The sequence below is a fragment of the Novosphingobium sp. NDB2Meth1 genome (assembly GCF_900117425.1).
Taxonomy (GTDB): Bacteria; Pseudomonadota; Alphaproteobacteria; order Sphingomonadales; family Sphingomonadaceae; genus Novosphingobium.
Genome location: NZ_FPEH01000012.1, coordinates 176710 through 203379, shown reverse-complemented (window position 1 = coordinate 203379; position 26670 = coordinate 176710). Strand labels below are relative to the sequence as shown.

27 protein-coding genes are annotated in these 26670 nt (G+C 65.7%); 15 read left to right on the top strand and 12 right to left on the bottom strand.

The features are described from left to right. Position 1: 1 nt before the first annotated feature. Entirely contained in the window at positions 2–1174 is a 1173-nt protein-coding gene (gene carA, locus NDB2M1_RS05710; protein ID WP_072380400.1) for a glutamine-hydrolyzing carbamoyl-phosphate synthase small subunit, read from the bottom strand. Positions 1175–1334: 160 nt separating this feature from the next. Here carA and NDB2M1_RS05705 point away from each other — a divergent pair, with 160 nt between their 5' ends. From NDB2M1_RS05705 to NDB2M1_RS05690, 4 genes are all read left to right on the top strand, one after another. Continuing rightward, positions 1335–1787 (top strand): GatB/YqeY domain-containing protein, encoded by a 453-nt coding sequence (locus tag NDB2M1_RS05705; RefSeq protein WP_072380398.1) that lies wholly within the window; start codon positions 1335–1337, stop codon positions 1785–1787. A 136-nt stretch (positions 1788–1923) separates the two neighbouring features. Further along, complete coding sequence (dnaG, locus tag NDB2M1_RS05700) at positions 1924–3789, top strand: DNA primase (RefSeq protein WP_072380396.1); 1866 nt, start codon at positions 1924–1926, stop codon at positions 3787–3789. A 46-nt stretch (positions 3790–3835) separates the two neighbouring features. Further along, entirely contained in the window at positions 3836–5842 is a 2007-nt protein-coding gene (gene rpoD, locus NDB2M1_RS05695) for an RNA polymerase sigma factor RpoD (RefSeq protein ID WP_072380394.1), read from the top strand. A gap of 167 nt (positions 5843–6009) precedes the next feature. Next, a complete protein-coding gene (locus NDB2M1_RS05690) occupies positions 6010–6654 on the top strand; it encodes a transposase (RefSeq protein WP_072380392.1) in 645 nt (214 codons plus the stop codon). 24 nt (positions 6655–6678) lie between these two features. Here the strand turns inward: NDB2M1_RS05690 and NDB2M1_RS05685 are convergent, their stop codons facing one another. Both NDB2M1_RS05685 and NDB2M1_RS05680 read right to left on the bottom strand, forming a co-directional pair. Next, positions 6679–7134: a DUF3237 domain-containing protein gene (locus NDB2M1_RS05685; protein ID WP_072380390.1), complete on the bottom strand. Its 456-nt coding sequence runs from the start codon at positions 7132–7134 to the stop codon at positions 6679–6681. Then, entirely contained in the window at positions 7131–8411 is a 1281-nt protein-coding gene (locus tag NDB2M1_RS05680; RefSeq protein WP_072380388.1) for a flavin-dependent oxidoreductase, read from the bottom strand. Before NDB2M1_RS05680 ends, NDB2M1_RS05685 begins: the two co-directional genes overlap by 4 nt. Positions 8412–8677: 266 nt before the next feature. Between NDB2M1_RS05680 and rpiB the strand changes: the two genes are divergently transcribed. The 6 genes from rpiB (at position 8678) to rpsD (ending at position 13235) form a co-directional block, all read left to right on the top strand. Further along, the gene (rpiB, locus tag NDB2M1_RS05675) at positions 8678–9118 is read left to right on the top strand and encodes a ribose 5-phosphate isomerase B (RefSeq protein WP_072380386.1); all 441 of its coding nucleotides are present in this window, start codon (positions 8678–8680) and stop codon (positions 9116–9118) included. Positions 9119–9130: 12 nt separating this feature from the next. Beyond that, positions 9131–10453 (top strand): serine hydroxymethyltransferase, encoded by a 1323-nt coding sequence (gene glyA, locus NDB2M1_RS05670; protein WP_072380384.1) that lies wholly within the window; start codon positions 9131–9133, stop codon positions 10451–10453. A 3-nt stretch (positions 10454–10456) separates the two neighbouring features. Then, a complete protein-coding gene (locus tag NDB2M1_RS05665) occupies positions 10457–10660 on the top strand; it encodes a hypothetical protein (RefSeq protein ID WP_054123675.1) in 204 nt (67 codons plus the stop codon). Positions 10661–10669: 9 nt separating this feature from the next. Then, complete coding sequence (gene nrdR / locus NDB2M1_RS05660) at positions 10670–11140, top strand: transcriptional regulator NrdR (protein ID WP_072380382.1); 471 nt, start codon at positions 10670–10672, stop codon at positions 11138–11140. 82 nt (positions 11141–11222) lie between these two features. Further along, positions 11223–12377, top strand: coding sequence for a TrmH family RNA methyltransferase (locus tag NDB2M1_RS05655; protein WP_072380380.1), 1155 nt, complete (start codon positions 11223–11225; stop codon positions 12375–12377). Between the two features lie 246 nt (positions 12378–12623). Then, complete coding sequence (gene rpsD, locus NDB2M1_RS05650; RefSeq protein ID WP_072380378.1) at positions 12624–13235, top strand: 30S ribosomal protein S4; 612 nt, start codon at positions 12624–12626, stop codon at positions 13233–13235. A gap of 57 nt (positions 13236–13292) precedes the next feature. On the opposite strand, the gene NDB2M1_RS05645 is transcribed toward rpsD, so the two are convergent. Further along, positions 13293–13736: an Lrp/AsnC family transcriptional regulator gene (locus tag NDB2M1_RS05645; RefSeq protein ID WP_072380376.1), complete on the bottom strand. Its 444-nt coding sequence runs from the start codon at positions 13734–13736 to the stop codon at positions 13293–13295. Positions 13737–13839: 103 nt separating this feature from the next. On the opposite strand from NDB2M1_RS05645, the gene NDB2M1_RS05640 reads away from it, so the two are divergent. After that, positions 13840–15015, top strand: a complete 1176-nt coding sequence (locus NDB2M1_RS05640) for a PrnB family protein (protein WP_072380374.1) — start codon at positions 13840–13842, stop codon at positions 15013–15015. A 12-nt stretch (positions 15016–15027) separates the two neighbouring features. Here NDB2M1_RS05640 and NDB2M1_RS05635 read toward each other — a convergent pair whose 3' ends face one another. The 3 genes from NDB2M1_RS05635 to NDB2M1_RS05625 form a co-directional block, all read right to left on the bottom strand. Next, complete coding sequence (locus NDB2M1_RS05635) at positions 15028–17007, bottom strand: alpha/beta hydrolase family protein (protein ID WP_143146645.1); 1980 nt, start codon at positions 17005–17007, stop codon at positions 15028–15030. Positions 17008–17095: 88 nt separating this feature from the next. Beyond that, positions 17096–18223: a tRNA guanosine(34) transglycosylase Tgt gene (gene tgt, locus NDB2M1_RS05630; RefSeq protein WP_072380372.1), complete on the bottom strand. Its 1128-nt coding sequence runs from the start codon at positions 18221–18223 to the stop codon at positions 17096–17098. Positions 18224–18356: 133 nt separating this feature from the next. Then, positions 18357–19178: an FkbM family methyltransferase gene (locus NDB2M1_RS05625; protein WP_171955330.1), complete on the bottom strand. Its 822-nt coding sequence runs from the start codon at positions 19176–19178 to the stop codon at positions 18357–18359. Positions 19179–19360: 182 nt separating this feature from the next. On the opposite strand from NDB2M1_RS05625, the gene NDB2M1_RS05620 reads away from it, so the two are divergent. After that, positions 19361–19597 (top strand): YdcH family protein, encoded by a 237-nt coding sequence (locus tag NDB2M1_RS05620; RefSeq protein ID WP_072380368.1) that lies wholly within the window; start codon positions 19361–19363, stop codon positions 19595–19597. On the opposite strand, the gene queA is transcribed toward NDB2M1_RS05620, so the two are convergent. The 5 genes from queA to NDB2M1_RS05595 form a co-directional block, all read right to left on the bottom strand. Next, on the bottom strand, positions 19594–20622 hold the full coding sequence (gene queA / locus NDB2M1_RS05615; protein WP_072380366.1) for a tRNA preQ1(34) S-adenosylmethionine ribosyltransferase-isomerase QueA: 1029 nt from the start codon (positions 20620–20622) through the stop codon (positions 19594–19596). The genes NDB2M1_RS05620 and queA overlap by 4 nt on opposite strands. A 61-nt stretch (positions 20623–20683) precedes the next feature. Next, positions 20684–21403: a peptidylprolyl isomerase gene (locus NDB2M1_RS05610; protein WP_072380364.1), complete on the bottom strand. Its 720-nt coding sequence runs from the start codon at positions 21401–21403 to the stop codon at positions 20684–20686. Between the two features lie 102 nt (positions 21404–21505). Next, entirely contained in the window at positions 21506–22027 is a 522-nt protein-coding gene (coaD, locus tag NDB2M1_RS05605) for a pantetheine-phosphate adenylyltransferase (protein ID WP_054121253.1), read from the bottom strand. 3 nt (positions 22028–22030) lie between these two features. Beyond that, positions 22031–22939 carry a polyprenyl synthetase family protein gene (locus NDB2M1_RS05600; protein ID WP_371328188.1) on the bottom strand — a complete coding sequence of 303 codons (909 nt, stop codon included), beginning with the start codon at positions 22937–22939 and terminating at the stop codon, positions 22031–22033. A 5-nt stretch (positions 22940–22944) separates the two neighbouring features. Further along, complete coding sequence (locus tag NDB2M1_RS05595; RefSeq protein WP_054121255.1) at positions 22945–23214, bottom strand: exodeoxyribonuclease VII small subunit; 270 nt, start codon at positions 23212–23214, stop codon at positions 22945–22947. A 67-nt stretch (positions 23215–23281) separates the two neighbouring features. Between NDB2M1_RS05595 and NDB2M1_RS05590 the strand changes: the two genes are divergently transcribed. From NDB2M1_RS05590 to purL, 3 genes are read left to right on the top strand one after another with little or no spacing between them, the layout of a single operon-like run. Beyond that, on the top strand, positions 23282–23674 hold the full coding sequence (locus NDB2M1_RS05590) for a DUF2177 family protein (protein WP_371328187.1): 393 nt from the start codon (positions 23282–23284) through the stop codon (positions 23672–23674). Between the two features lie 3 nt (positions 23675–23677). After that, positions 23678–24352 carry a hypothetical protein gene (locus NDB2M1_RS05585; protein WP_072380358.1) on the top strand — a complete coding sequence of 225 codons (675 nt, stop codon included), beginning with the start codon at positions 23678–23680 and terminating at the stop codon, positions 24350–24352. 39 nt (positions 24353–24391) lie between these two features. Beyond that, the gene (gene purL / locus NDB2M1_RS05580; RefSeq protein ID WP_072380356.1) at positions 24392–26590 is read left to right on the top strand and encodes a phosphoribosylformylglycinamidine synthase subunit PurL; all 2199 of its coding nucleotides are present in this window, start codon (positions 24392–24394) and stop codon (positions 26588–26590) included. Positions 26591–26670 lie beyond the last annotated feature (80 nt).

Below are 26670 nucleotides of genomic sequence, written 5' to 3'. Positions count from 1 at the left end.
TTCAAGCTCCCAGCATCCCCACAAACTTCTCGAACAGGTAGAAGCTGTCCTGCGGTCCTGGGCTCGCCTCAGGGTGATACTGGACCCCAAACGCCTTCTTGCCCGCGATCTCGATCCCGCAGTTCGAACCATCGAACAGCGAGACATGCGTCTCCACCACGCCCTCGGGCAGCGCGGCGTTGTCCACCGCGAAGCCGTGGTTCATCGAGGTGATCTCGACCACGCCATCGGCATGGCGCTTCACCGGGTGGTTCGCGCCGCGGTGGCCCTGGTGCATCTTCACTGTCTTCGCTCCCGCCGCGAGGCCGAGCATCTGGTGGCCGAGACAAATCCCGAACACCGGAATGTCGCGCTCCAGCAGGCCCTGGATCAGCGGCACGGCATAGACACCCGTCGCCGCCGGATCGCCCGGCCCATTGGAAAGAAACACGCCCGCCGGCTCCAGCGACAGCACCGTCTCCAGCGAAGTCTCTGCCGGAACCACCGTCACCCGCGCGCCCGCACGCACCAGATTGCGGAAGATATTGTCCTTGGCGCCGTAATCGACCGCAACGACATGCGGCCGCTCATCGCGTGGCGAGCGGGCATAGCCCTGCCCCAAGCGCCAGATCCCGCCTTCCCAGTCGGACTGCGCTTCGCGGCTCACCACTCGGGCGAGGTCCATGCCTTCCAGCCCCGGCCACGCCTTGGCCTCGGCAATCAGCGCCGGGATGTCGAACTGGCCATCGGGATCATGCGCGATCACCGCATTGGGCGCGCCGAGCAGCCGTATGCGCCGCGTCAGCGCGCGGGTGTCGATGCCGGAGAGGCCGATCTTGCCCCGCTCCGCCAGCCACGCCTGCAGCGGCTCCACCGCGCGGAAATTTGCCGGCGCCGTCACATCCTCGCGCACCACGCAGCCCACGGCGCCGGGCACGTCATGGCTTTCCATATCCTCAGGGTTTGTGCCGACATTGCCGATATGCGGGAAGGTGAAGGTCACCACCTGCCCGGCGTAGGACGGGTCGGTCATCACTTCCTGATAGCCCGTCATCGCGGTATTGAAGCATACCTCGCCCACCGCCTTTCCCTCGGCGCCGAACCCGCGTCCCCACGCCACACTGCCGTCTGCAAGCACAAGAACGCCGGTCGCGCCGGCCGGCTTGGGCGCATGAGTGGTGGCGGGGTCGGCCATGATGTGGGGCGCTCCGTTGGCAGGGGTCTGGCGATGTCGCTAAGGCTCGGTCGCTAGGCCCCTCGCCCCTTCCCGTCAACCTAGCGAAGGCAGAAACTTTCGCCTAAGTCACAGCCTTTCGCCCCAGCGCGGGGCCCACATCCACAGGAATACGAATCCCATGATCCGCGATACGATCAAAGCCGCCCAGATCAGCGCCATGAAATCGGGCGACAAGGCCCGCCTCGCCGCGTTGCGCCTCATTCTCGCCAAGCTCAAGGACAAGGACATCGAGCTGCGCACCGCCGCGAGCGTGCCCGACGATGACGTCATCGTGGTCGACGTCCTTCAGAAGATGGCCAAGCAGCGCCGCGAATCGATTGCGCTCTACGTGGAAGGCGGCCGTCAGGAACTCGCCGATATCGAACAGGCCGAACTCGCCGTGATCGAGGAATTCTTGCCTCAGCAGATGGGCGAGGACGACACCAGGGCTGCGATCGAGGCGATCAAGGCCGAGCTCGGCGCGACCGGCATGAAGGACATGGGGCGCGTCGTCGCCACGCTCAAGGCCCGCCATGGCAGCCAGCTCGACATGGGCAAGGCGTCCGGGCTCGTGAAGGCGGCGCTGGCGTGACGTCTACCCTCCCGCTTGCGGGAGGACTTTCCCCATCTTCCCCCCTCCCGCCTGCGGGAGGGGTCGGGGGTGGGCCTGTCAGGTTGCCCCTCGCTCGGCCCACCCCCAGCCCCTCCCGCAAGCGGGAGGGGAGCCGGTGAGCCTCACCCCCCAATGGCTCGATGAACTGCGCGCACGGACCTCGCTCTCCGCGCTGATCGGGCGCAGCGTGCGGGTGCAGAAGGCGGGGCGCGAGTTCAAGGCGTGTTGCCCGTTCCACAACGAGAAGACACCCAGCTTCACGATCAACGACGAGAAGGGCTTCTACCACTGCTTCGGCTGCGGCGCGCATGGCGACGCGATCCGCTGGATGACCGACCATCAGGGCCTGCCGTTCCTCGATGCGGTGAAGGAACTTGCCGCCAGCGCAGGGATGGAAGTCCCCGCGCCCGATCCCCGCGCGGCAAAGCGGGCGGAAGAACAGAAGTCGCTCCACGATGTGATGGCAGCGGCGCAGGCGTTTTTCGTGAAGAGCCTTGCCGCGGATCAGGGCGCACAGGCCCGCGCCTATCTCGCCTCGCGCGGGTTTCCGGCAAACATCGTCAAGGAATTCGGCTTCGGCTACGCACCTGACAGCCGCACGGCGCTGAAGGAGGCGCTCTCCCAGTTCCCCGAAGGCATGCTGATCGAGGCAGGCCTCAGGATCGTCGTCGAAGGCCGCGATCCCTATGACCGATTCCGTGGCCGCCTGATGCTCCCGATCTGCGATCCGCGCGGCCGCGTGATCGCGTTCGGCGGGCGCATCCTCGACAAAACGAAGACGGACGCGCCCAAATACCTGAATTCCCCTGATACGCCGCTCTTCGACAAGGGCCGCACGGTCTACAACCTGCACCGCGCCTCCCCTGCCTCGCGCCAGTCGGGCCGCGTCGTGGTGGTTGAAGGCTATATGGACGTCGTCGCGCTGGCGGCGGCGGGTATTGGCGAGGCGGTTGCCCCTTTGGGCACGGCGCTCACCGAAGACCAGATCGAGCGGCTCTGGCGCCTCACCGAATGCCCCGTGCTCTGCTTCGACGGCGACGCCGCCGGCCAGCGCGCCGCCGCCCGCGCCATCGTCCGCGCGCTGCCGCTGCTGCGCCCCGGCCATTCGCTCAAGATCGCCGTCCTGCCGGACAAGCTCGATCCCGATGACCTCATCAAGCAGCGCGGTGTGGCTGCGATGGAGGATGTCCTCGCCGCCGCCCGCCCGATGGTCGAAGTCCTATGGGATATCGAACGCGCTGCCGGCCCGGTGACGACACCGGAGGACAAGGCCGGCCTCAAGGCGCGCCTCATGGCGCATGTCGAGAGCATCGGCGACAATGATATCAAGGGCCTCTACCGCCGCGACCTGCTCGACCGTTTCGGCGAGCTCGCCTACCCGCAGCGCGAGCGGCCTCCCTTCCAGCCGAGTTTCCAGTCCTCAGGGCGCCGCCCCGGCCCCGGCGGCAAATGGCAGCCCGGCCCACCGCCCCTCCCCGCCGCCGTCACCGCGCGCATGCAGGCCGTCGGCGAGCGCCGCCCGCTCCTTGCCGCCGTGCTCACCGGCCTGATCGCGCAGCCCGGCGAGATTGCCCGCCACGCCGAGTCGCTTGCCCGCATCGAGGTGCCCGATCCCGCCCTCGCCGCGCTGCTCGATGCCCTCATCGATCTCGTCCACAGCGCGGCCCAGCCGCTTGAAAGCACGCACGTTCTTCCCATATTGGCGAAACGGGGTCTTCGGGCTCCTTCGGCGGACGATTACGCCGGAATGCGATTCGGTTTTCTGGACGGCAAGGCACCCGGTGCGGCGGACGAACTCGCCGAAGCGGTGGATCTGCTGGTCGGACTTCCGGCCGTCGAAGCGGCGCTGGCAGAGGCCACGCGCCGGCACGAGGCGGAGTTTTCCGACGAAACCTTCGCCGAACAGCAACGTTTGCTGCAACGAAGGCTGGCGCTGCTGGCCCGGTTGGGGCAAATGGGCCGCACCCGCGCCGGGATGTGAAGGGGGATTCACATCGCGCGCGCAGCACAGATGGTACCGGGAATAGATGGCTTCCACCGACACGACTGACACCGGCGATGCTCCGCTGATCGATCTCAACGATGCTTCCATCCGGAAGCTGATCGCCCGCGCGAAGCGCCGCGGGATCATCACGTGGGACGAGCTCAACGAAGCTCTGCCCAACGACATGAGCTCGGACCAGATCGAGGACATCACGTCCGCGCTCAATGAAATGGGCGTCAATATCGTCGAGAGCGACGAGGACGCGGTCGATCCTGAGGACAAGAGTAGCGACGAAGAAGTTGAGGATGCCGATCCGGTCGACGAGCGACCGGACCTTGTCACCAAGCGCAAGGAAACCGTCGAGCGCACCGATGATCCGGTGCGCATGTACCTGCGCGAAATGGGCGCGGTCGAGCTGCTCAGCCGCGAGGGCGAAATCGCCATCGCCAAGCGCATCGAGGCGGGCCGCGACACGATGATCCTGGGCCTGTGCGAAAGCCCGATCACCTTCCACGCGATCATCCAGTGGTCAGAAGCGCTCAACGCGGGCGAAATGCAGCTGCGCGAGATCCTCGATCTTGACGCCATGCTCTCCAAGGAGCCCCAGCCTGAAAACCTCTCCGAAGACGGCGAGGAAGGCGACGGCGAGATCAGCGAAGCCACCGCCGGTCCTTCCTTCAAGGAAGAAGAAGACGTCGAGGAGGAGGAATCCGCCGAAGACGAGGACGACGAGCTCACCGAGCGCCGCGCCAAGCGCCCTGCCGAGGAAGAGGAAGAGGACAACACCCTCAGCCTCGCCCAGATGGAAGCGCAGCTGAAGCCCGAAGCGCTCGAGAAGTTCGCCCAGATCACCGACCTCTTCCGCACTTTCGAGAAAGTGCAGGCCGAACGCCTCAACGCGCTCGGCGCCGGCAATGATTTCCCGGCCGCGAAGGAACAGCAGTACCAGCAGCTGCGCGAGGATCTCACCGCGCAGGTCGAAAGCGTGCAGTTCCACGCGACCAAGATCGAATATCTGGTCGACAATCTCTACGCCTTCAACCGCCGCTTAACCACGCTCGGCGGCCAGATGCTGCGCCTTGCCGAGCGCCACAAGGTGCCGCGCAAGGACTTCCTCGATCACTACGTCGGTCGCGAGCTCGATGAGGGCTGGCTGCAGACCTTGGCGAGCCGCGACAAGAAGTGGGCCGCCTTTGCCGCCAACGAAGCCGAACCGGTCGAGCGCATCCGCGCCGAGATCGCCGATATCGCCGCCGCCACCGGCATGTCGCTCGGCGAGTTCCGCCGCATCGTCAACATGGTCCAGAAGGGCGAGCGCGAGGCGCGCATTGCCAAGAAGGAAATGGTCGAGGCGAACCTGCGGCTCGTGATCTCGATCGCCAAGAAGTACACGAACCGCGGCCTGCAGTTCCTCGACCTGATCCAGGAAGGCAACATCGGCCTGATGAAGGCGGTCGACAAGTTCGAGTACCGCCGCGGCTACAAGTTCAGCACCTACGCCACGTGGTGGATCCGTCAGGCGATCACGCGCTCGATCGCCGATCAGGCGCGCACGATCCGCATCCCGGTCCACATGATCGAGACGATCAACAAGCTGGTGCGCACCAGCCGCCAGTTCCTCCACGAGCAGGGCCGCGAGCCCACGCCGGAAGAAATGGCCGAGCGGCTTTCGATGCCGCTCGAAAAGGTGCGCAAGGTGATGAAGATCGCCAAGGAGCCGATCTCCCTCGAAACGCCGATCGGCGACGAGGAAGACAGCCATCTCGGCGATTTCATCGAGGACAAGAACGCGGTGATCCCGGTGGACGCGGCGATTCAGGCCAACCTCAAGGAAACCGTCACCCGCGTCCTCGCCAGCCTCACCCCGCGCGAGGAACGCGTGCTGCGCATGCGCTTCGGCATCGGCATGAACACCGACCACACGCTCGAGGAAGTCGGCCAGCAGTTCTCGGTCACCCGCGAACGCATCCGCCAGATCGAAGCCAAGGCGCTGCGCAAGCTGAAGCACCCGAGCCGGTCACGGAAGATGCGGTCGTTCCTGGATCAATAAATAGGGACAGTCCCCATTTATCGAGAGGGCTCCGCTGCGGCGGGGCCCTTTTCGTTTGCCCCGGTTGCGCCGCTCACGGCGTCAAAAATGGGGACAGTCCCCATTTATGTTGCGTGTGCCGATGGACCAGAATAAATGGGGACTGTCCCCATTTTTGAGGTTGCGCCATGCCGCGTGCCGCGAGACTCGTCGTCCCCGATTGTCCCCACCACGTCATTCAACGCGGCAATCGACAACAACATGTCTTCTTCTCCGACAACGACAGGCGGCGCTATCTGACGCTATTGGCGAAGAACTGCACCGACCATTCGGTGCGCTGCCTCGCATGGTGCCTCATGAGCAACCACGTTCACCTCGTGCTCGTCCCACCCTCCGCCGATGACCTGCGCGCGGTGCTGTCCCGCACGCACACCAGCTATGCCCAGCGCATAAACTTGCGCGAGGGCGTTTCTGGCCACCTCTTTCAGGGACGCTATGCGAGCTACCCAATGGATGCCGCACACCTCGCCATTGCCGTCCGCTACATCGAGAACAATCCGGTCAAGGCCGGGCTCGTCGGTGATGCGGAGCAATGGCCATGGTCCAGCGCCAGAGCCCACATCAGCGGCGCGCCCGATGGATTGACCGATCTGGAGCACGAATTCCCGGTCACCAACTGGCGCGCCTATCTGGCCGATGGCGTCGAGGCCAGCGAGCGTGATGACGAACTCGAAGCTGCGATGCGATCAGGCCGTCCGCTTGGCGGAGTCGAGATAGCGGGTAGTCCTGCGCCGGAGCAAAAACCGCGAGGCCGCCCGCGCCGCATGAAATAGGGACTGTCCCCTATTTTTCGTCGATCACCCCACCCGATGAACCGCGAGCCGCACTGTATTCCCCACCTTGCCGCCATCCGCGACATAGATAGAACGCGCCACCCACGCGTAGTCCGGATGCCCGCTGTCCAGCCGGATCGCAGTGCGCATGTAGTATTCAGAAGGGGGCACCACCTCCCCCGCCACGATCCGCGCGGCAACTTCGGCGGAGGCATGCCGGATGCCCTGGCTCACCACCTCGATCACCGCGCCGTCGTCGGTCTCGATTCCATAGCGCGCATCCAATTGCGCCACGCCGCCCGCCTGCACGGTCTGCCAGTCCGCGCCCACGTTCAGGATGCGCCCGTTGATCCGCGGCCCCCGCGCCGTGCCGCCGACGATCGGAATGATCCGCCGCGTGCCCGAAAGCGCCGCGCCCATTTCATGCGGAGGCGAAAGTTCGACCACCAGATCGCAGACGTGTTCCAAAGCTATCGTCATGCCAAAACCCTCGCTCCCGCCGGAATCGTCGGCGGCGCGGCATTGAGCTGCTCCTTCGCAAAGCCCGCCGCCTTCTGATAGGCCAGCATGAAGGCCGCGCGTTCTTCCGCCGGGATCACCGCGTCGATATCATCGAACTGCCCGCCGCAGCGCTCGTCGACCATGTTGAGCAGGCCGAACGGTCCCGCCCCCCGGTTGCGCATCGCCACTGCACCGATGGGGCCGCACAGCTCGGCATCGAACGCCGCCAGCGCCTCCGCATTCACGCCCCGCTCCGTCATGATCCGCCCCAGCACGCGCGCGTCGATGATCGCCTGCGAAGCGCCGTTGGAGCCCGTCGGATACATCGGATGCGCCGCATCGCCGAGCAGCGCTACGGATCCGTCCACCCATGTCGGCAGCGGATCGCGGTCGATCATCGGGTTTTCGTAGACCGCGTCCGATCCAGCCAGCAGCGCCGGCAGATCGAGCCAGTCGTAGACGAACCCCTCGAACTCGTGCGCAAACTCGGAGAGCCCGACCGGCCGGAACCAGCCCGATTTCGACCAGTCGTGGTCTGCGTCAAAGGTCTGTTCGGCAATCCAGTTGATGTCCGCCATGCCGTCCGCATCGGGGTGCGAGATCGGATAGAGCACCACCCGGTGCCGGCTCGTCCCCAGCCCCACGAACGAGGAACCGCTGCGGATCGGCACCCCGCGCGCGGTGCCGCGCCACATGATCGTCCCGCCCCAGTGGATCGGCGGCTGATCGGGGTGCATCTGCGCGCGGATCGCCGAATGGATGCCGTCCGCGCCGATCAGCAGCTTGGCCGAAAGCTCCTCGCGCCCGCCATCCGCCCGCTCGACCAGTGCCGTCACGCCGTCCGTGTCCTTGCGATACCCGCTTACCCGGCACCCCAGCCGAACCGCATCCGGCCCAAGCCGCTCCAGCACCGTGCGATAGAGCAGCATATGGAAGTGCCCCCGGTGCACCGCATACTGGTGCCAGCGATACCCGGCGAGCTTCCCGCGCGGCTCGGCATAGATGTCCTTGCCATTGAGCCCCACCAGCGCCCACTCGCGCGCCGGAATGCCCACCGCGTCGAGCTCCGCCTCGCCAATGCCAAGGTCTTCCAGTTCGCGCACCGCATTGGGCTGCAGGTTGATTCCCACGCCGAGCGGCTTCAGCTCGCGCACGCTTTCCAGCACCGCGCAGGGCACGCCGATCTGGTGCAGCGTCAGCGCGAGTACCAGCCCGCCGATCCCGCCGCCTGCAACCAGCACTTCGTTCTGGGCCATCTCGCATCCCGAATGTTATGTTCGATAGCGCCGCTACAGGCACGGCCCCGGCGTTGCAATGGCCCAGGTCCTCCCCATTTTCCCCTGAGCTTGTCGAAGGGGCAAAGGAGGAGGTGGCAGCCCGCAAGGGCTGACGGAGGCATCTTCATTCATATAATTTTTCCTAATGTTGAACTTAAGGCAATCGCGCGCACTGGCAATGCCGGGCCAACCCTCCTAAAGCGCTGTTTCCAACGAATCTCCCGGCTCAGGACCACCCGCCGCCCATGCGCATCGCCATCGCCTCGGACCACGCCGCATTCGATCTCAAGGCCGAACTCGCCGCCCACATCGCCGCGCTCGGCCACGAAGTGCTCGATCTCGGGCCGGACAGCACCGCAAGCGTCGACTACCCCGATTATGGCTACAAGCTCGCCGAAGCCGTCGCCTCGGGCGCTGCCGAACGCGGCGTCGCGCTGTGCGGCTCGGGCATCGGCATCTCGATCGCGGTGAACCGCCACCCGGCGCTGCGCTGCGCCCTCGTCAGCGAACCGCTTTCGGCCACACTCTGCCGCTCGCACAACAACGCCAATGCCATCGCCATGGGCGCCCGCCTCGTCGGCCCCGAAATGGCCAAAGCCTGCCTTGAGGCCTTCCTCGCCGGCGAATTTCTCGGTGGCCGCCACCAGGCCCGTGTCGCCAAGCTTTCCTCCCCCGCCCTCGCATAAGGAGCCCCGCCGATGAACATTGCAGCACCAGAAAACCTTGGCGCGCAGGAAATCCGCAAAGCCGGCTTCTTCACCGAGCACCTCGAAGCCGCCGATCCCGAAGTCTATGCCGCGATCCGCGGTGAGCTGCACCGCCAGCAGACCAAGATCGAGCTGATCGCCTCGGAAAACATCACCAGCCTCGCCTGCCTCGAAGCGGCCGGCTCGGTGTTCACCAACAAGTACGCCGAAGGCTACCCCGGCAAGCGCTACTATGGCGGCTGCGAATATGCCGACGTCGTGGAAACGCTGGCCATCGAGCGCGCCAAGAAGCTGTTCGGCTGCGAATTCGCCAACGTGCAGCCCAATTCGGGCAGCCAGATGAACCAGGCCGTGTTCCTCGCGCTGCTCCAGCCGGGCGACACCTTCATGGGCCTCGACCTCAACTCGGGCGGCCACCTCACCCACGGTTCGCCGGTCAACATGAGCGGCAAGTGGTTCAAGCCGGTCGCCTACGGCGTGCGCCGCGAGGATCACCAGATCGACATGGACGCAGTGCGCGCCACTGCCCACGAGCACAAGCCCAAGCTGATCATCGCTGGCGGCACCGCCTATTCGCGCGTGTGGGACTGGGAAGCCTTCCGCACGATTGCTGACGAGATCGGCGCCTACCTCCTCGTGGACATGTCGCACATCTCGGGCCTCGTCGCGGGCGGCGCGCACCCCTCGCCGATCCCGCACGCCCATGTCGTCACCACCACCACGCACAAGTCGCTGCGCGGCCCCCGCTCGGGCGTGATCCTCACCAACGACGAAGCGCTCGCCAAGAAGATCAACACGGCGGTGTTCCCCGGCATGCAGGGCGGCCCGCTCGTCCACATCATCGCCGCCAAGGCCGTCGCCTTCGCCGAGGCGCTCAAGCCCGAGTTCGCGGCCTATGCGCATCAGGTCGTCGCCAACGCACGCGCCCTTGCCGCCAGCCTCCAGGACGCCGGCCTCGGCATTGTCTCGGGCGGGACGGACAACCACTCGATGCTCGTCGATCTCACGCCCAAGGATGTGACCGGCAAGGCCGCTGAAAAGGGCCTCGACCGCGCCTGGCTCACCTGCAACAAGAACGGCATCCCCTTCGACACGCGCTCGCCCTTTGTCACCTCGGGCATCCGTCTCGGCACCCCGGCGGGCACGACGCGCGGCTTCCGCGAAGACGAATTCCGGCAGATCGGCGCGCTGATCGCCGAAGTCGTCGATGGTCTCTCGCGCAATGGCGATGAAGGCGATGGCCAGGTGGAACAACGCGTCCGCGAACGGGTTGAAGCGCTTTGTGCGAAGTTCCCGATCTATCCGGAGTTGTAAGACATGGCAGACAGCAACGATCTTCTCGGCCGCGCCACCGAAGAAATCAGCGGCATGGCCAAGCAGGGCATGGACCACCCCTCGACCAAGCCGGTCCTCGTCGGCGCGGGCATCGGAGCAGTGGCGGGCGCCCTGCTCCCGTTCGTCTCGCTGCCGCTGGGCCTTGTCGCGGGCGCGGGGTTTGCGCTCTATCAGCGGATCAAGTAACGGCGCCGGATGCGTTGCCCGTTCTGTGCCCATGAGGAAAGCCAGGTAAAGGACAGCCGGCCGAGCGAGGACAACACCTCGATCCGCCGGCGCCGCCAGTGTGAAGCGTGCGGCGCGCGCTTCACCACCTTCGAGCGCGTCCAGCTGCGCGAAGTCATGGTGCTCAAGAGCGGCAGCGGCGAGCCCCGCCGTGAACCGTTCGACCGGGCCAAGATCGAACAGTCCGTCTCGCTCGCCTGCCGCAAGCGCCCGGTTTCGCCGGAACGCATCGAACGCCTTGTCAGCGGCATCCAGCGCCAGCTCGAAACCTTGGGCGATGCCGAAGTCGAAAGCCGCCAGATCGGCGAGATGGTCATGGAAGGCCTGCGCCAGCTCGACAGCGTCGCCTATATCCGCTTCGCATCCGTCTACCGCGATTTCACCGAAGCGCGCGATTTCGAGGAATTTGCAAGCTCGGTGCGGGAAGTGGGGGGTAAATAGCCCTAACTCACACCCCGTTCGTCCCGAGCGAAGTCGAGGGACCAATTGCCGAGCGAAGCCGAGGCAGGCTAAAGCACCGGACATGCCCTTCTGGACCTATATCCTCCGCTGCGCCGACAGCAGCTACTACACAGGCCAAACTGACGATCTCGAAACCCGGATCGCCCATCATCACAATGGTACCTGCAAGGGGTACACACATGATCGGCGTCCGGTGGAACTGGTGTGGGCAGAGGAGTTCGCGACGCGCGAAGAGGCCTTGGCCAACGAACTCAAGATCAAGCCGTGGTCGCGCGCGAAGAAGGAAGCCCTCATCGCGCGCGACTGGGACAAGCTGTCCTACTTCGCCATGCCGCCGGCTGAGCGCGAAGCAAGGGCCTCGGCTTCGCTCGGCCACTTCCCTCGACTTCGCTCGGGACGAACGGCAAAGGGGGATATGGAATCAGACAATCCGACCAACTTAATCGAAGTCGAGGGCAAATCCCCCACCCCGTTCGCCCCGAGCGAAGTCGAGCGGCCAGGCAGCAGCCCCATCATCGTCCTCGTCCGCCCCCAGCTGGGCGAAAACATCGGCAAGGCCGCGCGCGCCATGCTCAACTTCGGCCTCACCCGCATGCGGCTCGTCGCCCCGCGCGACGGCTGGCCCAACCCCAGCGCAGGCCCCGCCGCCGCGGGCGCCGATATCGTGCTGGCGCAGGCCGAAGTCTACGATACTCTCGCTGAAGCCGTTGCCGATTGTGCCCACGTCTACGCCACCACAGTGCGCAAGCGCGGCGTCACAAAGCCTGTCCTCACGCCCGAGCAGGCCGCCAAGGAAACTGTCGTCGCGCAAGGCGGCACCGCCTTCGTCTTCGGTCCCGAACGCTCCGGCCTCGAAACCGACGACGTCGCGCTCGCCCGCAGCATCATCACCGTGCCCATCAACCCGGAATTCGGCTCGCTCAATCTCGCGCAGGCGGTGATCCTGTGCGCCTACGAATGGTCGAAGCACGCTGCCTCCGGTCTCGCCCAGCCCCCCGCCGAAGACCTTCTCCCCCCTGCCCCGCAGGAAGAGCTCGAAGGCCTGATCGCCCAGATCACCGAACACCTCGAACCCCGTGACTACTTCAAGCCGGAGGGCCGCGCGCATGCCACGCGCCTCACCTTGCGCAACATGCTGACCAAGCCCGCATGGAACCATCTCGAAGTGCGCACCATGCGCGGCGTCATCACCGCCCTGATGCGCACCCCGCGTTAAATGGGGACAGTCCCCATTTCCATTTTGGTTCGTGCACGCCGCACACACACACTCCCGCCTTGACATTCCCCCAAATGCCGTGTCTAGGCGCGCCTTCGCAATTGGCCCTGCACGCCCGGTGAAGCAGTGGCCGCATTCCCCGCATGGGGCAATGGTGCGGTTCCGGGTCTACGAAACGCCGGCCTCAAGGCCGGTTCCCATAGGCCGGCTCACGCTGGCCGCCATAGCAAATTGAAAGGACTTGCCATGTCGAAGCGCAAGGCATCGAAGCACAAGATTGACCGCCGTCTTGGCGAAAACATCTGGGGCCGCCCGAAGAGCTCGGTCAACCGCCGCAGCTATGGCCCCGGCCAGCACGGCCAGCGCCGCAAGAGCAAGGTGTCGGACTTCGGTCTGCAGCTGCGCGCCAAGCAGAAGCTCAAGGGCTACTACGGCGACGTCACCGAAAAGCAGTTCAAGGCGACCTACCAGGAAGCCTCGCGGATGAAGGGCGATACCGGCCAGAACCTGATCGGCCTGCTCGAGCAGCGCCTCGACATGATCGTCTACCGCGCCAAGTTCGCGCCGACGATCTTCTCGGCCCGCCAGATCGTCAGCCACGGCCACATCCGCGTCAACGGCGTGAAGTGCAACATCGCCAGCCGCCGCGTCCGCCCGGGCGACGTGCTGACCCTCGGCCCCAAGGCCAAGGAAATGGCGCTGATCGCCGAAGCCCAGTCGCTGGCCGAGCGTGACATTCCCGATTACGTCGCCGCCGAGGCCGACAAGGCCACTTTCGTGCGCATCCCGACGCTCGACGAAGTGCCCTACCCGGTGAAGATGGAACCGAACCTGGTCGTCGAGTTCTACTCGCGCTGATCCAGCGGTTCAGACCGAACACGAAGAAGGCGGGGCGCAAGTCCCGCCTTTTTCGTTTCAACCACGCAGGTCCTTCGATGTGCCGAGCGAGACGTGGCTGGTGATGCTGCGCACCTGCGGCAGTGTGCCCAGCGTGTCCGAATGGAACCGCTTGTAGGCCTCCAGATCCGCCACTTCCACGCGCAGCAGATATTCGACCGAGCCGGTCACGTTGTGGCACTCGCGCACTTCCGGCGCCGCCGCCATCGCCGCCTCGAACGAGAGCGAATCCGCCTTGAGCTGGCCGCCAAGGCCCACCATCACGAAGATCGTCACCCCCGCGCCCAACCGCGTCCGGTCCAGCACCGCACGATAGCCCTTGATCACGCCGCTCGCTTCCAGCGCCTGCACCCGGCGCAGGCACGCAGACGGTGACAGGCCCACCCGCTCCGCCAGTTGTAGATTGCTGATTCGCCCTTCGGCCTCCAGCTCGCGCAATATCTTGCTGTCGATCGCATCCATGTCGTCAGGAATTGTGCATCAGCATATCCAGACGCGTCAATACGCAACCTCTTTTCGCGTTGAACCGCATATCCTTGCGCAAACCTCAACAACGGAGAGCGCCATGCCCATCGCCCCCCTCGCAAGCTACGACATCACCCCCGAGCGGGGCTTCCTCTGCGGCTACGATGCCAGTGCCGTGACCCTCGAGGGCGCTTTTGCCGAGGCCCGCGCCGTCGCCATGCGACTCCCCGAAATCCTCCCCACCGGCAAGGTCCGCGAAGTCCTCGAAGAGCAGCTTCCCGACATCACCCCCACCATGGTCGCCGCGCTCGATGAACCCGCCGCGCGCATGGCGATGGTCCACTATTCGTTCCTCGTGCAATCCTACATCTGGGGCGCGGCCGAGGCCGTCACCACGCTTCCCGCCGTGCTCGCCGTCCCGATGGTCGCGCTGGCGGACAAGCTCGATCAGCAGCCGCTCCTGCAATACAGCGGCTATGTGCTCGACAACTGGGGCCTGATCGATCCTGCCGCCCCGGTCGATCTCGACAACATCTACATGATCCAGAAGTTCGCCGCCGGCACCGACGAGGCGTGGTTCGTGCTCATCCACGTCGCCATCGAAGCCCAGGCCGGCAAGGCGCTCGCCCTTTTCGCCCCGATCATCGCCGCCGCCGAAGCCGGCGATGTCGATACTGCGCGCACGCTGCTCGAGCAGATGGTCGGCATCTGGGCCGGCATCAACGCGATCTTCGACCGCATGCCCGAACAGTGCGATCCCTATATCTACTTCCGCCGCGTCCGCCCCTACATCCACGGCTGGAAGGACAACCCCGCGCTCGGCGCCGGCGTCGTCTACCAGGGTGTCGAGCGGCTCGACGGCCAGCCCCAGGCCTATCGCGGCCAGACCGGCTCGCAGTCCTCGATCGTCCCCTCGATGGACGCGCTGCTCGGTGTCGGCCACGCCGCCGATCCGCTCAAGGCCTATCTCGACGAGCTCCACATCTATCGCCCCACCGGCCACCGCCGCTTCATCGAGGACGTGCGCGCCGCCTCCAAGCTCCGCTCCTTCGTCAGCGGGGCCGGCAACAAGGGTCTGACCGATGCCTACAACGGCGCGATCCAGGCCGTCGCCGCCTTCCGCAGCCGCCACCTCGAATATGCCGCGAGCTACATCAACAAGCAGGGCAGCAAGACGGCCGGCAACGATCCCGATGTCGGCACCGGCGGCACGCCCTTCATGAAATACCTCAAGAAGCACCGCGACGAGACCGCGGCGATGCTGCTTCCGGTGTAATCCCGGCGCGGGTTACATCCCCAGCGCCCTGCGCAGGAAGGCATCGCTATCGGCCAGCAGCCGCGTCCGCGCGGCTGCTGCGGCCAGCTGGTGGTCGAGCCCCGGGAAGGTCACGAGGGTCACGTCCTTGCCGGCATGCTTCAGGCGATCTGCCATAAGGCGCGATTCCGCCACGTTCACGTTCTGGTCGACCTCGCCGTGAAACAGCAGCACCGGCGCGACAATCGCGCCCGCGTGGCGCGCGGGCGAACCATCGGCAATGTGATCGCCATGACCGATAAAGGCATCGACCTGACGGAAATTGACGAAATCGCGGGATTCCTCGCGCAAATTGTCGAGATCGGTGACCGGCGCCACCGCGACGATCGCCTTGAACAGCCCGGGATCGGTCACGCCCGATTGCAGCGCCGCATAGCCGCCATAGGACCAGCCGACGATTGCAAGCTTCGCGGGATCGGCGATCCCTTGCGCGGTGAGCCAGCGGCCAGCCGCCGAAATGTCGCCGATCGCCAGCCGCCACGATTTGAATCCGTTCTTCTGGTACCACGCCGAGCCATAGCCAGTGGAGCCGCGGTAATTGGGCTGGAGCACCGCAAAACCGCGCACCGCATAATACTGGACGAGCCAGTCGAAGCCCCATTCGTCCCGCGCGCCGGGCCCGCCGTGGGGCATGACGATGGCGGGAAGACGCTTGGCCGCTGCCATCCCCGCCACGCCGGGCGGCAGCGTGAGATAGGCGGGAACCATGCTGCCGTCGCCCGCCGGATAAGTGATTGCGGTCATCTTGCCGAGCGCCATCTGGACCAGCGGCTCGCGCATCGGCAGCACCTGTTCCAGCCGGTGCGTCGCCTTGTCGTAGCGATAGAACATCCCCGGATCCGAATCGCTGCTCGCCAGCAGCAGCAGCAGCCCCTCGTCCTCGCTCGAATCGACGAATTCGACCAGCGGCTGGCCCGGGAGGGCCTTCCCCAGCGCCGCCCCCAGCTTCTTGAGCTCAGGATCGAAGAACGCGTTGACCCGCTTTTCTGTCGCATAGGTCGCGCCCACCACGCGGCCATTGCGCCCGATGCTGATCACATTGTCGATATCGACTCCCTGCTGCTCCATCATGACCTGCCGCGTGCCGGTGCCATCGAGCGCGACACCGTACAGCACGTCCACGCCGTTTTTGCCGCCCAGAACATAGGCGATGTTGCGGTCCGGATCGACCGCCAGCGGCGTGTCGCTGTCCTCGTCCCTGGCGGTGGTGAACGGCAGCCACTTGTCGTCGTCCTTGGCGCGGTAGAACCAGCGCATCTCGTCCTTGGCATAGCCGTCGTCGTTCTGGCCGCGCGTGGCCATCAAACGCACATGGCCGCGCCCGTCAGTCATGTAGCGCACCGCGCCCTTCCGGGGCGGCTCGACGAGGCTGCGTTTGCCGCTTTCCAGATCGACGTCCTCGACGCCAAGTCCCTCGCGCCGCCGCTCGATATTGCTGCCGATCTCGCCCTCCGGCACGAACTGCCGCGTCATCAGCACATGGCCGGGTTTGCCCGCGATGTCCCAGTCGAGCACATCGCCGACGAATTGCAGCCCGCCGATCGACTTGCTCCCGAGCCCACTCGATAGGTAGCCCTGTCCGGTGCCGTCATTGCGCACGATCACATAGCGGGTGGCGCTCATCAGCAGATCGCCCCGGTTGACGGCGACATAGAGCTTGCACATCAGCCGCGTCTCGCTCGCCCAGCGACACCAGCGCAGGTTCTCGCCGGGATTTGCCGCATTCAGCACGGCGCGCGATTGGCCAGTGGAGAAATCGGCGACAATCACCATCACCCCTGGGCCCGCGTTGGGCTTGAGATAGGCGACCTGATTGCCCGAGGGCGAGAGGCTGATCTGGCGCACATCCTCGAGCGCGCCGAACTTCGCCGCAATCGCGGTGCCATCCTCCCCCCGCGCGGCCACGGCGCCCAGCGCCAGAACCATGCCCATGACCGCGATGCTTGCCCGCATGGAACTTCCCCCCAAACTCCAATGCGATACTCTTGGCAACAGCGGAGCCTTGCAAGCGACTTCGCATCCGATCTGGCAGGGCGGATCCCTAGCGCTTCGCCAGATACCTTGCCCGGAAACCGGCTGCGAAAGCCGCAAACCGCCCTTCGGCGATCGCGCTGCGCATCGCCGCCATCAGTTGCTGGTAGAACGCAAGGTTGTGCTCGGTCAGCAGCATGGCCCCCAGCATCTCGCCCGCCTTGTGCAGGTGATGCAGATAAGCGCGGCTGTACTTCGCGCAAGTCCCGCAGGTGCACTCGGCATCCAGCGGCCCCATATCCTCGGCATGGCGCGCATTGCGCATGTTGATCGGCCCGTCCCAGGTAAAACCCTGCCCGTTGCGTCCTGATCGCGTCGGCAGCACGCAGTCGAACATGTCGACCCCGCGCTCCACCGCCCCCACCAGATCGTCGGGCTTGCCCACCCCCATCAGATAGCGCGGGCGGTCTGCCGGCAGCTGTCCCGGCGCGAAGTCGAGCGTGGCGAACATCGCCTCCTGCCCCTCGCCCACCGCCAGCCCGCCGATGGCATAGCCGTCAAAGCCGATGTCCTGCAGCTTGCCCGCGCTCTCCGCGCGCAGCTGCTCGTCAAGCCCGCCCTGCTGGATGCCGAACAGCGCGGCATCCTCGGCATGCTGCCCACCCGCATCGAACCCGTCGCGGCTGCGCCACGCCCAGCGCATCGACATCTCCATGCTGCGCGCGATCACGTCGCGCGGCTGGTCGATCTTCGGGCACTCGTCGAAGGCCATCACGATGTCGCTGCCCAGAAGCCGCTGGATCTCCATGCTGCGCTCGGGCGTCAGGTTGTGGCGCGAACCGTCGATGTGGCTCGCGAACGTCACGCCTTCCTCGGTGATCTTGCGCAGCTCGCTCAGGCTCATCACCTGATAGCCGCCGCTGTCCGTCAGGATCGGTTTGTCCCAGCGCATGAAGGCGTGCAGCCCGCCCAGCCGCGCCATGCGCTCCGCGCCCGGCCGCAGCATCAGGTGATAGGTATTGCCCAGAATGATGTCCGCCCCCGTCGCCGCGACATCCTCCACCTTCATCGCCTTGACCGTGCCCGCGGTGCCGACCGGCATGAACGCGGGCGTGCGGATCGCGCCGCGCTTCATCTGGATCGTGCCGGTGCGGGCGCGGCCATCGGTGGCGTGGACGGTGAAGGCAAAGCGGGTCATCGGGGATCTCGGGTGCGGGAACGGCCCAGCGCCTTACGCACAATCGCCATGGGGCGCAAACGCGCGGGAGTGTCCCGAACACGCTTCCTGTCCCCGCAGGCAAGCTGGCTCGTCGGCCAACTGCGTAGGGCAATCACCGCCGCGGCAGCTTGCGCAGCACCAGATCGACTTGCCGGTCACCCGCCGCGATGCGCGCACAAGCGGCATCGTCGAGCCGGCGAAGCCAGAGCCGTTCGAGGGCGTGGAGCGAGAAGCCGAATGCGCGCAGTTCGTGCAGGAAGGCGAGCGGGTCCCGTCCGGCATTGCGATAGCTGAAGGGTGAGAACTCGATCACGATGGTCAGCCGCTCCCGCATGCGAGTCCACTCGCGCATGCCTTCCCAAACATCCATTTCGAAGCCCTCGACGTCGATCTTGATCACGTCGGGTATGACCGGGCGTCCGAGCGCCTTAGCCGCAGCTTCGAGCGCAACCGGCAACGGCACCACGGGAACGTGCTCCCGGTCGGGAACATCCTCACCAAAGCAGAACGATGCAGATCCCTTGAGATGAGCCATCTTGCCGAGGCTGCCAGTCTCCTCACGTGCGCCAATGGCAAGGCGCATCACTTTCATGCCGGGCAGGAAGTCATTCGCCTCGATGCTGCGCTGGATCAACGTACAAAGCGCGGACTGCGGCTCGAATGCGATCACCGTGCCGCTCCGCTTGCCCACCCGGCGCATCGCTGCCAGTGCGTGGTAGCCGCAGTTCGCACCGATATCGATCATCGTTCCGCCGCGCTTGAGGCTCAGCATGATGATCAGCATGATCCGCCGTTCCCACGCCCCGCGCCGCAGGATCGAAGGCGTCAGGCTGGTATCCGCTGCATCGAGGTAGATGTAGTTACGCGGCCAGACGCGGGCCAGCACGATCCCGTTGCCGATGTATTGCGCCCGGCGGCCAGTATGGAATGGCAAAAGGCGGTCCCCCGAAAGCCTTGCCCGCAGCATAGGCCGATCCGCCCCAGCGCAGCAACACCGACCCGGTCCGCTCTGGTGGGAGAAACCATGCGCGAATTGGGCGTGATTTTGACGGGCCGCAAATCGCATTCATGGCAGCGCTGCTAGGCTCCCCCCATACCACAAGAGGAGAGCACACCATGAGCCATGCCGCCCACGATCTCGCCGCCGCCTTCCCGCAAGCCGCCGCCAAGCTTCACGCGCTCAAGCTCAGCGATGCCCATTTCCGCAAGCTGAGCGACGCCTACTACGAGCTCGACAAGGCGATCCACCGCGCCGAAACCGGCATCGAGCCGACCTCGGACCAGCACCTCGAAGACCTCAAGAAACAGCGCCTCACCGTGCTCGATGCCGTGGCGGACATGGTCGCAGCCTAGGGGATCAGCAGGCTCGAATCGCCATAGCTGTAGAAGCGGTACTCGTGTCCGATGGCGTAGGCGTAGGCTTCCTGCATCCGCTCCAGTCCCATCAGCGCACTGACCAGCATCATCAGCGTCGATTTGGGCAGGTGGAAGTTCGTCATCAGCCCGTCGATCGCGCGGAAGCGGTAGCCGGGCGTGATGAAGATGCTGGTGTCGCCCGCAAACGGATGGATCACGCGGTGCTCGTCCGCCGCGCTTTCCAGCAGGCGCAAGCTGGTGGTGCCCACCGCGATGATCCGCCCGCCGGCTGCCCGCACCGCATTGAGCCGTGCCGCGGTCTCGGGCTCGATCCGGCCCCATTCGGCGTGCATCGCGTGGTCGTCGGTATCATCCGCCTTGACCGGCAGGAACGTCCCCGCGCCGACGTGGAGCGTCAGCGTCTCGTGCCCGATGCCTGCCTCCGCCAGTGCCGCCATCAGTTCGGGCGTGAAGTGCAGCGCCGCAGTCGGCGCGGCCACTGCGCCGTCTTCGGCTGCAAACATCGTCTGGTAATCCTCGCGGTCACGCTCGTCGACCGCGCGCTTGCCCGCGATATAGGGCGGCAGCGGCATCGTCCCCGCGCGCTCGAGGAGCACTTCGACCGGCTCCTCGCCGCCGAACGCCAAGGTCCAGCTGCCATCGGCAAAGCGCTCTTCGGCAGTCGCCGTCACGCCCCCGCCGAAGGTCACCACCACGCCCGGCTTGAGCCGCCGCCCGTTGCGTACGAAAGCCTGCCAGCGCCTCAGATCGATGCGTTTGTGCAAGGTCGCGCCGATCCGCGCGTTGCCGACTTCGCCTTCCAGCTGCGCCGGGATCACCCGCGTATCGTTGAACACCAGCACATCGCCCGCGCGCAGCAACTGCGGCAGATCGCGCACCACGGCATCGACAAACGGCCCCTCGGCTCGCACCCCTAGCAGCTTGGCCGAATCGCGCGGCGAAGCAGGACGCAGCGCAATGCGCTCGGGCGGAAGATCGAAGTCGAAAAGGTCTACACGCATGGCACGCGCCGCTAGCGCGGTGTGCCGGGTTCGACAAGCACGCCTGCCCTAAGCGGCAGGATCAGTTCGACTTCGAATTGCTCAACATGTCCGCCGTGAACGCAGCCGGCGCGGCAGGCGCGGGCGGTGGCGGCGGCGCCTTGTTCTCCGAAGCGAGGCTCGCCTGCACGATCTTGGTCGGGTTCTTGGGCGGCTCACCGCGCACGATCGAATCGACAACGTCCATCCCCGCGATCACCCGCCCGAAGTTCGTGTACTTGTGGTCGAGCGCAAAGCGCGGATAGAACACGATGAAGAACTGGCTGTTGGCCGAATTGGGCTCATCCGTGCGCGCCATCGAGACCGTGCCGCGAAGGTGCGGGATATCGTTGAACTCGGCATTGAGGTCGGGCAGCTTCGAACCGCCCTGCCCGGTCCCCGTCGGGTCGCCCGTCTGCGCCATGAAACCTTCGATCACGCGGTGGAAGATCACCCCGTTGTAGAAGCCTTCCTTGGTCAGCGTCTTGATCCGTTCGACGTGATGCGGCGCCCATTCCGGCATCAGCCGGATGGCGACGCGCCCGCCGTTCGAAAGATCGAGCAGCAGCACATTGTCGGGATCGTGCGAAATGTCCGGATCGACCGCATAGGTCATGCCCTGCGCATGCTGGATCGGATCGATCTTGATCGGCTTTGCCGCTTCCTTCTCGGGCGGCCGCTGTGCCAGCGCCGGCGAGATCGGAGCCACCATCGCTCCGAGCGCGAGGCCGAGCATGATCCTGTTGAACAAACGCGATGCCATCAAACCGAAATCCTGCCTAACCCTGGGCCGACACCGTCAGCCGTACAGGCGGCGGATAGGCCCCCGGCGATGACGCCGCAATGAACAAATGCCCTGATCTTGTCAGTAATCGCCGAGCTGGCCCTGCCGCCGCACCCGCTCCACCACGTCCTCGCGCACCTGCGGCGTCACGAACCTGGCGATGTCACCGCCGAACATGGCGATTTCCTTGACCAGCTTGGAAGCGATCGGCTGCAGGCTGACGTCGGCCATCAGGAACACGGTCTCGATCCCGTCGTTGAGCTGCTGGTTCATGCCGGCCATCTGGTATTCGTATTCGAAGTCCGCCACCGCGCGCAGGCCGCGCACGATCACGCTCGCGCCCTGCTTTTCGGCAAACTTCATCAGCAGCGCATGGAAACCCATCACCGAAACGTTCTCGATCCCCTGCGCGGCCACTTCGCGCGTGACCATGGCCATGCGCTCCTCCGGCGTGAACATCGGGTTCTTCGAAGGGTTGGTCGTCACGCCGATGATCAGCTTGTCGACCAGCTTCGCCCCCCGGCGGATGATGTCGAGATGCCCCAGCGTGATCGGGTCGAATGTGCCGGGGTATACCCCGATCCTTTTGCCCGCCTCTCCCATGTCCTACCGATCCCTTTCGACAATGAACCACGCCAGCGCGCGCAGCAGGTCCGCTTCCTCACCATATGACGAGAGGAACTGCACCGCCTGTTCGACGAGGATCTGCGCCTGCTCGCGCGCCCGCTCTGGCCCGAGCAGCGAGAGGAACGTCTCCTTGCCCGCCGTCTCGTCCTTGCGCAGCGCCTTGCCGGCGGCCGCTTCGTCGCCCTCGGCATCGAGCAGGTCGTCGGCAATCTGGAAGGCGAGGCCGATATCCCGCGCATAACCGCGCAGGTGCGAGCGCCCTTCGGACGGAAGGCGTCCGATGATGGCGCCCATCTCCACCGCCGCGCTCAGCAGCGCGCCGGTCTTCAGTTGCTGCAGCCGGGTCACCGTCGGCAGGTCGAACGAGGCGGTCTCGGCCGCCATGTCCATCATCTGCCCGCCGGCCATGCCGTTCATGCCGCTCGCCAGCGCCAGCGTGCGCACCAGTTCGATGCGCACGAAAGGATCTCCGGTCAGATTGGGATCGGACAGGACCTCGAACGCGAAATCATGCAAGGCGTCACCCGCCAATACCGCCGTCGCCTCGTCATACGCGACATGCACTGTCGCCTTGCCGTGGCGCAGCGCGTCGTTGTCCATGCACGGCAGATCGTCGTGGATCAGCGAATAGACGTGGATCGCCTCGAGCGCAGTGCCGACGCGGATCGCCAGCTGCCGGTCTGCCCCGAACAGCGCGGCGGTTGCCGAAACCAGCAGCGGGCGCAGCCGCTTGCCGCCGCCCATCGCCGCATAGCGCATCGCCTCGATCAGCCGATCGCGCGGGTCATTCGCCATCGGCAGCAGCGCATCGAAGCTGGCATCCACATCTGCAGCGATCCGCTTCATGGCCGGGAGCAGCAGCTCCCGCCAGGGACCGGTACGTTCCATTGCCGTCATCCCCTCTCGGCTCCGTCATCAAAGGGCCGGGTTCCGGTGGCACGTCCAACACCGCCCGAAGCACCATCCGAAACGATCGCCTCTATCCGCGCCTGCGCGGCATCGAGCCGCTTCTGGCAATGCGCGCGCAGCGCATCACCCCGCGCGTAGAGATCAATCGATTCGTCGAGGGGAGCCTCGCCGCTTTCCAGCCGGCGGACAATATCCTCCAGCGCTTTCAAGGCTTCCTCGAAACTCAGAGAGCCGATGTCGGTATCGTGTGCCATCGCCGAGCAGCATTGACGGGGGAGCCGCAGCCGGTCAAGCTTCGAGGCGGGGAGGATATGTATGCAAATGGTAATCGCATACGTTGTGGCGGCAATTGTCTTCGGCGGGCTCGATGCGCTGTGGCTCGGCTGGGCCGGGCCAAACCTCTATCGCCCCGCCTTGGGAGACCTGCTCGCCCCCACCTTCCGGCTCGCCCCGGCGGGTATCTTCTACCTTGCCTACCTTGGCGGCATGGTCTGGTTCGCGATCCGTCCGGGTATTGCTTCCGGCCTCCCCGCCGCCGCGCTCAACGGCGCACTGCTCGGCGCGCTTTGCTACGCAACCTATGATTTCACCAACCAGGCCACGCTCGCCCGCTGGCCCAGCTATGTAACCGCCATCGACGTCTGCTGGGGCGCGTTCGCTACGATGACCGCCGCAGTCGCCGCCACATACGCCGCGCGCGCGTTTGCCGCATAAACCATGTTCATCGGCCACTACGCCCCCGCTTTCGCCGCCGCCGCCTCGCGCAAGGCCCCGCCGCTGGTGGTGCTCGTCATCGCGGTGCAACTGCTCGACTTCGCGTTCTTCTCCTTCGCGCTCCTCGGCATCGAGCACTACCGCATGGTGCCGAATTTCACTGCGAGCAACTGGCTCGATCTCTACGACATGCGCTACAGCCACAGCCTGCTCGGCGCGGCGGTGCTGGGCGCGCTGCTGGGCGGCCTTGTCCTTGCCGCGACGCGCAGCCGCACCGCCGCCGCCATCGCCTTTGCCTGCGCTCTCTCGCACTGGCTGGCGGACTATCTCGTCCACGCGCCGGACCTCACGCTGGCAGGCTCTCCGCCCAAGCTCGGCCTTGGCCTGTGGAACCATCCGATGATCGAACACGCGCTCGAAGTGGTGCTCGCCTTCGGGACGCTCGCTTACTACGCACGCAGCACCCGCGCCGCCGGGCCGCGTTCAGGCCTGTTCCTCTGGCTTCTCGCGCTCGTGCTGGCACTGTTCCAGATCATCGACTGGTTCGGCCCGCGCACGACCGACGTCAGCCCCGCGCAACCGGCGCTCGCGCTGTTCGCCTTCACCGTGATCGCGCTGCTGGTCCTGCCGGTCGAACTGTCGCGCTCCAGGCTTTCCGGGGCAAAGCGCATTTCTTGAGACTCGCCATGCCCGCGCGGCTTGGCTAAGGGCGCTGGCATGGCCGAGATCACCGCAGAAACCGTCGCCGCCCACGGGCTTTCCCCCGAAGAATACGAGCGCGTCCTCCACGCGCTCGGGCGCGAGCCGAACCTGGTCGAGCTCGGCATCTTTTCTGTCATGTGGTCGGAGCACTGCTCCTACAAGTCGAGCCGCATCCACCTGAAGAAGCTGCCGACGCAGGCGCCTTGGGTCATCTGCGGCCCCGGCGAGAACGCGGGCGTCATCGATATCGGCGATGGTCCGGACGGCACGAAGCTCGCCGCCATCTTCAAGATGGAGAGCCACAACCACCCCTCCTACATCGAGCCTTACCAGGGCGCGGCCACCGGCGTGGGCGGCATCCTGCGCGACGTCTTCACCATGGGCGCGCGCCCCGTCGCCAACATGAACGCGCTGCGCTTCGGCCGCCCCGATCACCCCAAGATGAAGCACCTTGTCCAAGGCGTCGTCGCGGGCATCGGCGGCTATGGCAATTGCGTCGGCGTGCCGACCGTCGGCGGCGAGACCAATTTCCACAAGGCCTATGACGGCAACATCCTCGTCAACGCGATGACCGTGGGCGTCGCCGATCAGGACAAGATCTTCTATTCGGCGGCGACCGGCATCGGCAATCCGATCGTCTACGTCGGCTCCAAGACCGGGCGCGATGGCATCCACGGCGCGACCATGGCGAGCGCGGACTTCGACGAGAAGAGCGAGGAAAAGCGCCCCACCGTGCAGGTCGGCGATCCCTTCACCGAAAAACTGCTCATCGAAGCCTGCCTCGAACTCATGGCGACCGACGCCATCGTCGCGATCCAAGACATGGGCGCGGCGGGCCTCACCTCCTCGTCGGTCGAAATGGCGACCAACGGCAAGGCTGGCATCGTGCTCGACATGGACAAGGTGCCCTGCCGCGAACTCGGCATGACGCCCTATGAAATGATGCTCTCGGAAAGCCAGGAGCGCATGCTCATGGTCCTGAAGCCCGGCAAGGAAGCCATGGCCGAGGCGATCTTCAAGAAGTGGGAGCTCGATTTCGCGGTCATCGGCGAAGTCACCGATACCGGCAACATGGTACTCACCTTCCAGGGCGAGACGGTCTGCAACATCCCGCTCGGCCCCCTTGCCGAAGATGCTCCGCTCTATGACCGCCCGGCGATGAGCCTCGATGAATACAAGGCCTGGGCCGGTGTGAAGCCGCTCGGCGATGTCCCCGCCAGCACCGATATCGGCGCCGATCTTCTCAAGCTCATGGCCTGCCCCGATCTCGCCAGCCGCCGCTGGATCTGGGAGCAGTATGATTCGCAGGTCGGCGCGGACACGCTCCAGAAGTCGGGCGGCGATGCCGCAGTCGTCCGCATCCACGGCACGCAAAAGGCGCTCGCGATCAGCACAGATTGCACCCCGCGCTACTGCTATGCGGACCCCTATGAAGGCGGCAAGCAGGCGGTAGCGGAGACCTATCGCAACATCTCGGCAGTCGGCGCCAAGCCCCTCGCCATCACCAACTGCCTCAATTTCGCCAACCCGCAGCGCCCGGAAATCATGGCCCAGATCGTCGAAGCCCTGCGCGGCATGGGCGACGCCTGCCGCGCGCTCGACTATCCCATCGTGAGCGGCAACGTCTCGCTCTACAACGAAAGCAAGGCGACCGGCGGCGGCTCGGCCATTCTCCCCACCCCCGCCATCGGCGGCGTCGGCCTCATGGAAAACCATGAAACGATGGCTAAAATCGGCTTCAAGGCCGAAGGCGAGGCGATCTTCGTCATCGGTCACAGCAACGGCCACCTCGGCCAGTCGCTCTGGCTGCGCGAAGTGCATGGCCGCGAAGAAGGCGCACCGCCGCCAGTCGATCTCACCGCCGAACGCGCGCACGGCGAATTCATCCGCAAGCTCATCGCAGAAGGCAAGGTCAGCGCCGTGCACGACGTCTCGGACGGCGGCCTCCTCGTGGCCCTCGCCGAAATGGCGATGGCGAGCGGCATCGGCTGTCAGCTCGAAGAGATCGGCGACCACTTCACTGCATTCGGCGAAGATCAGGGCCGCTATGTCGTGACAAGCGCGGTGGCGGACACGATCCAGGCCGCCGGCATCCCGATGACGCGGATCGGCACCACTGGTGGCACTGCCGTCAGCGGTCCGGGTTTTGCGGTTGAAATCGCGGCCCTGCGCAAGGCCAACGAAGCCTTCTTCAAGGACTGGATGGAGGGCTAACCTCCAAACTCGGAGCGTCTCCCTCTGGCCCTCCCCATTTTTGCGCAGCACAAATGGGGAGGTGGCTCGCGAAGCGAGAC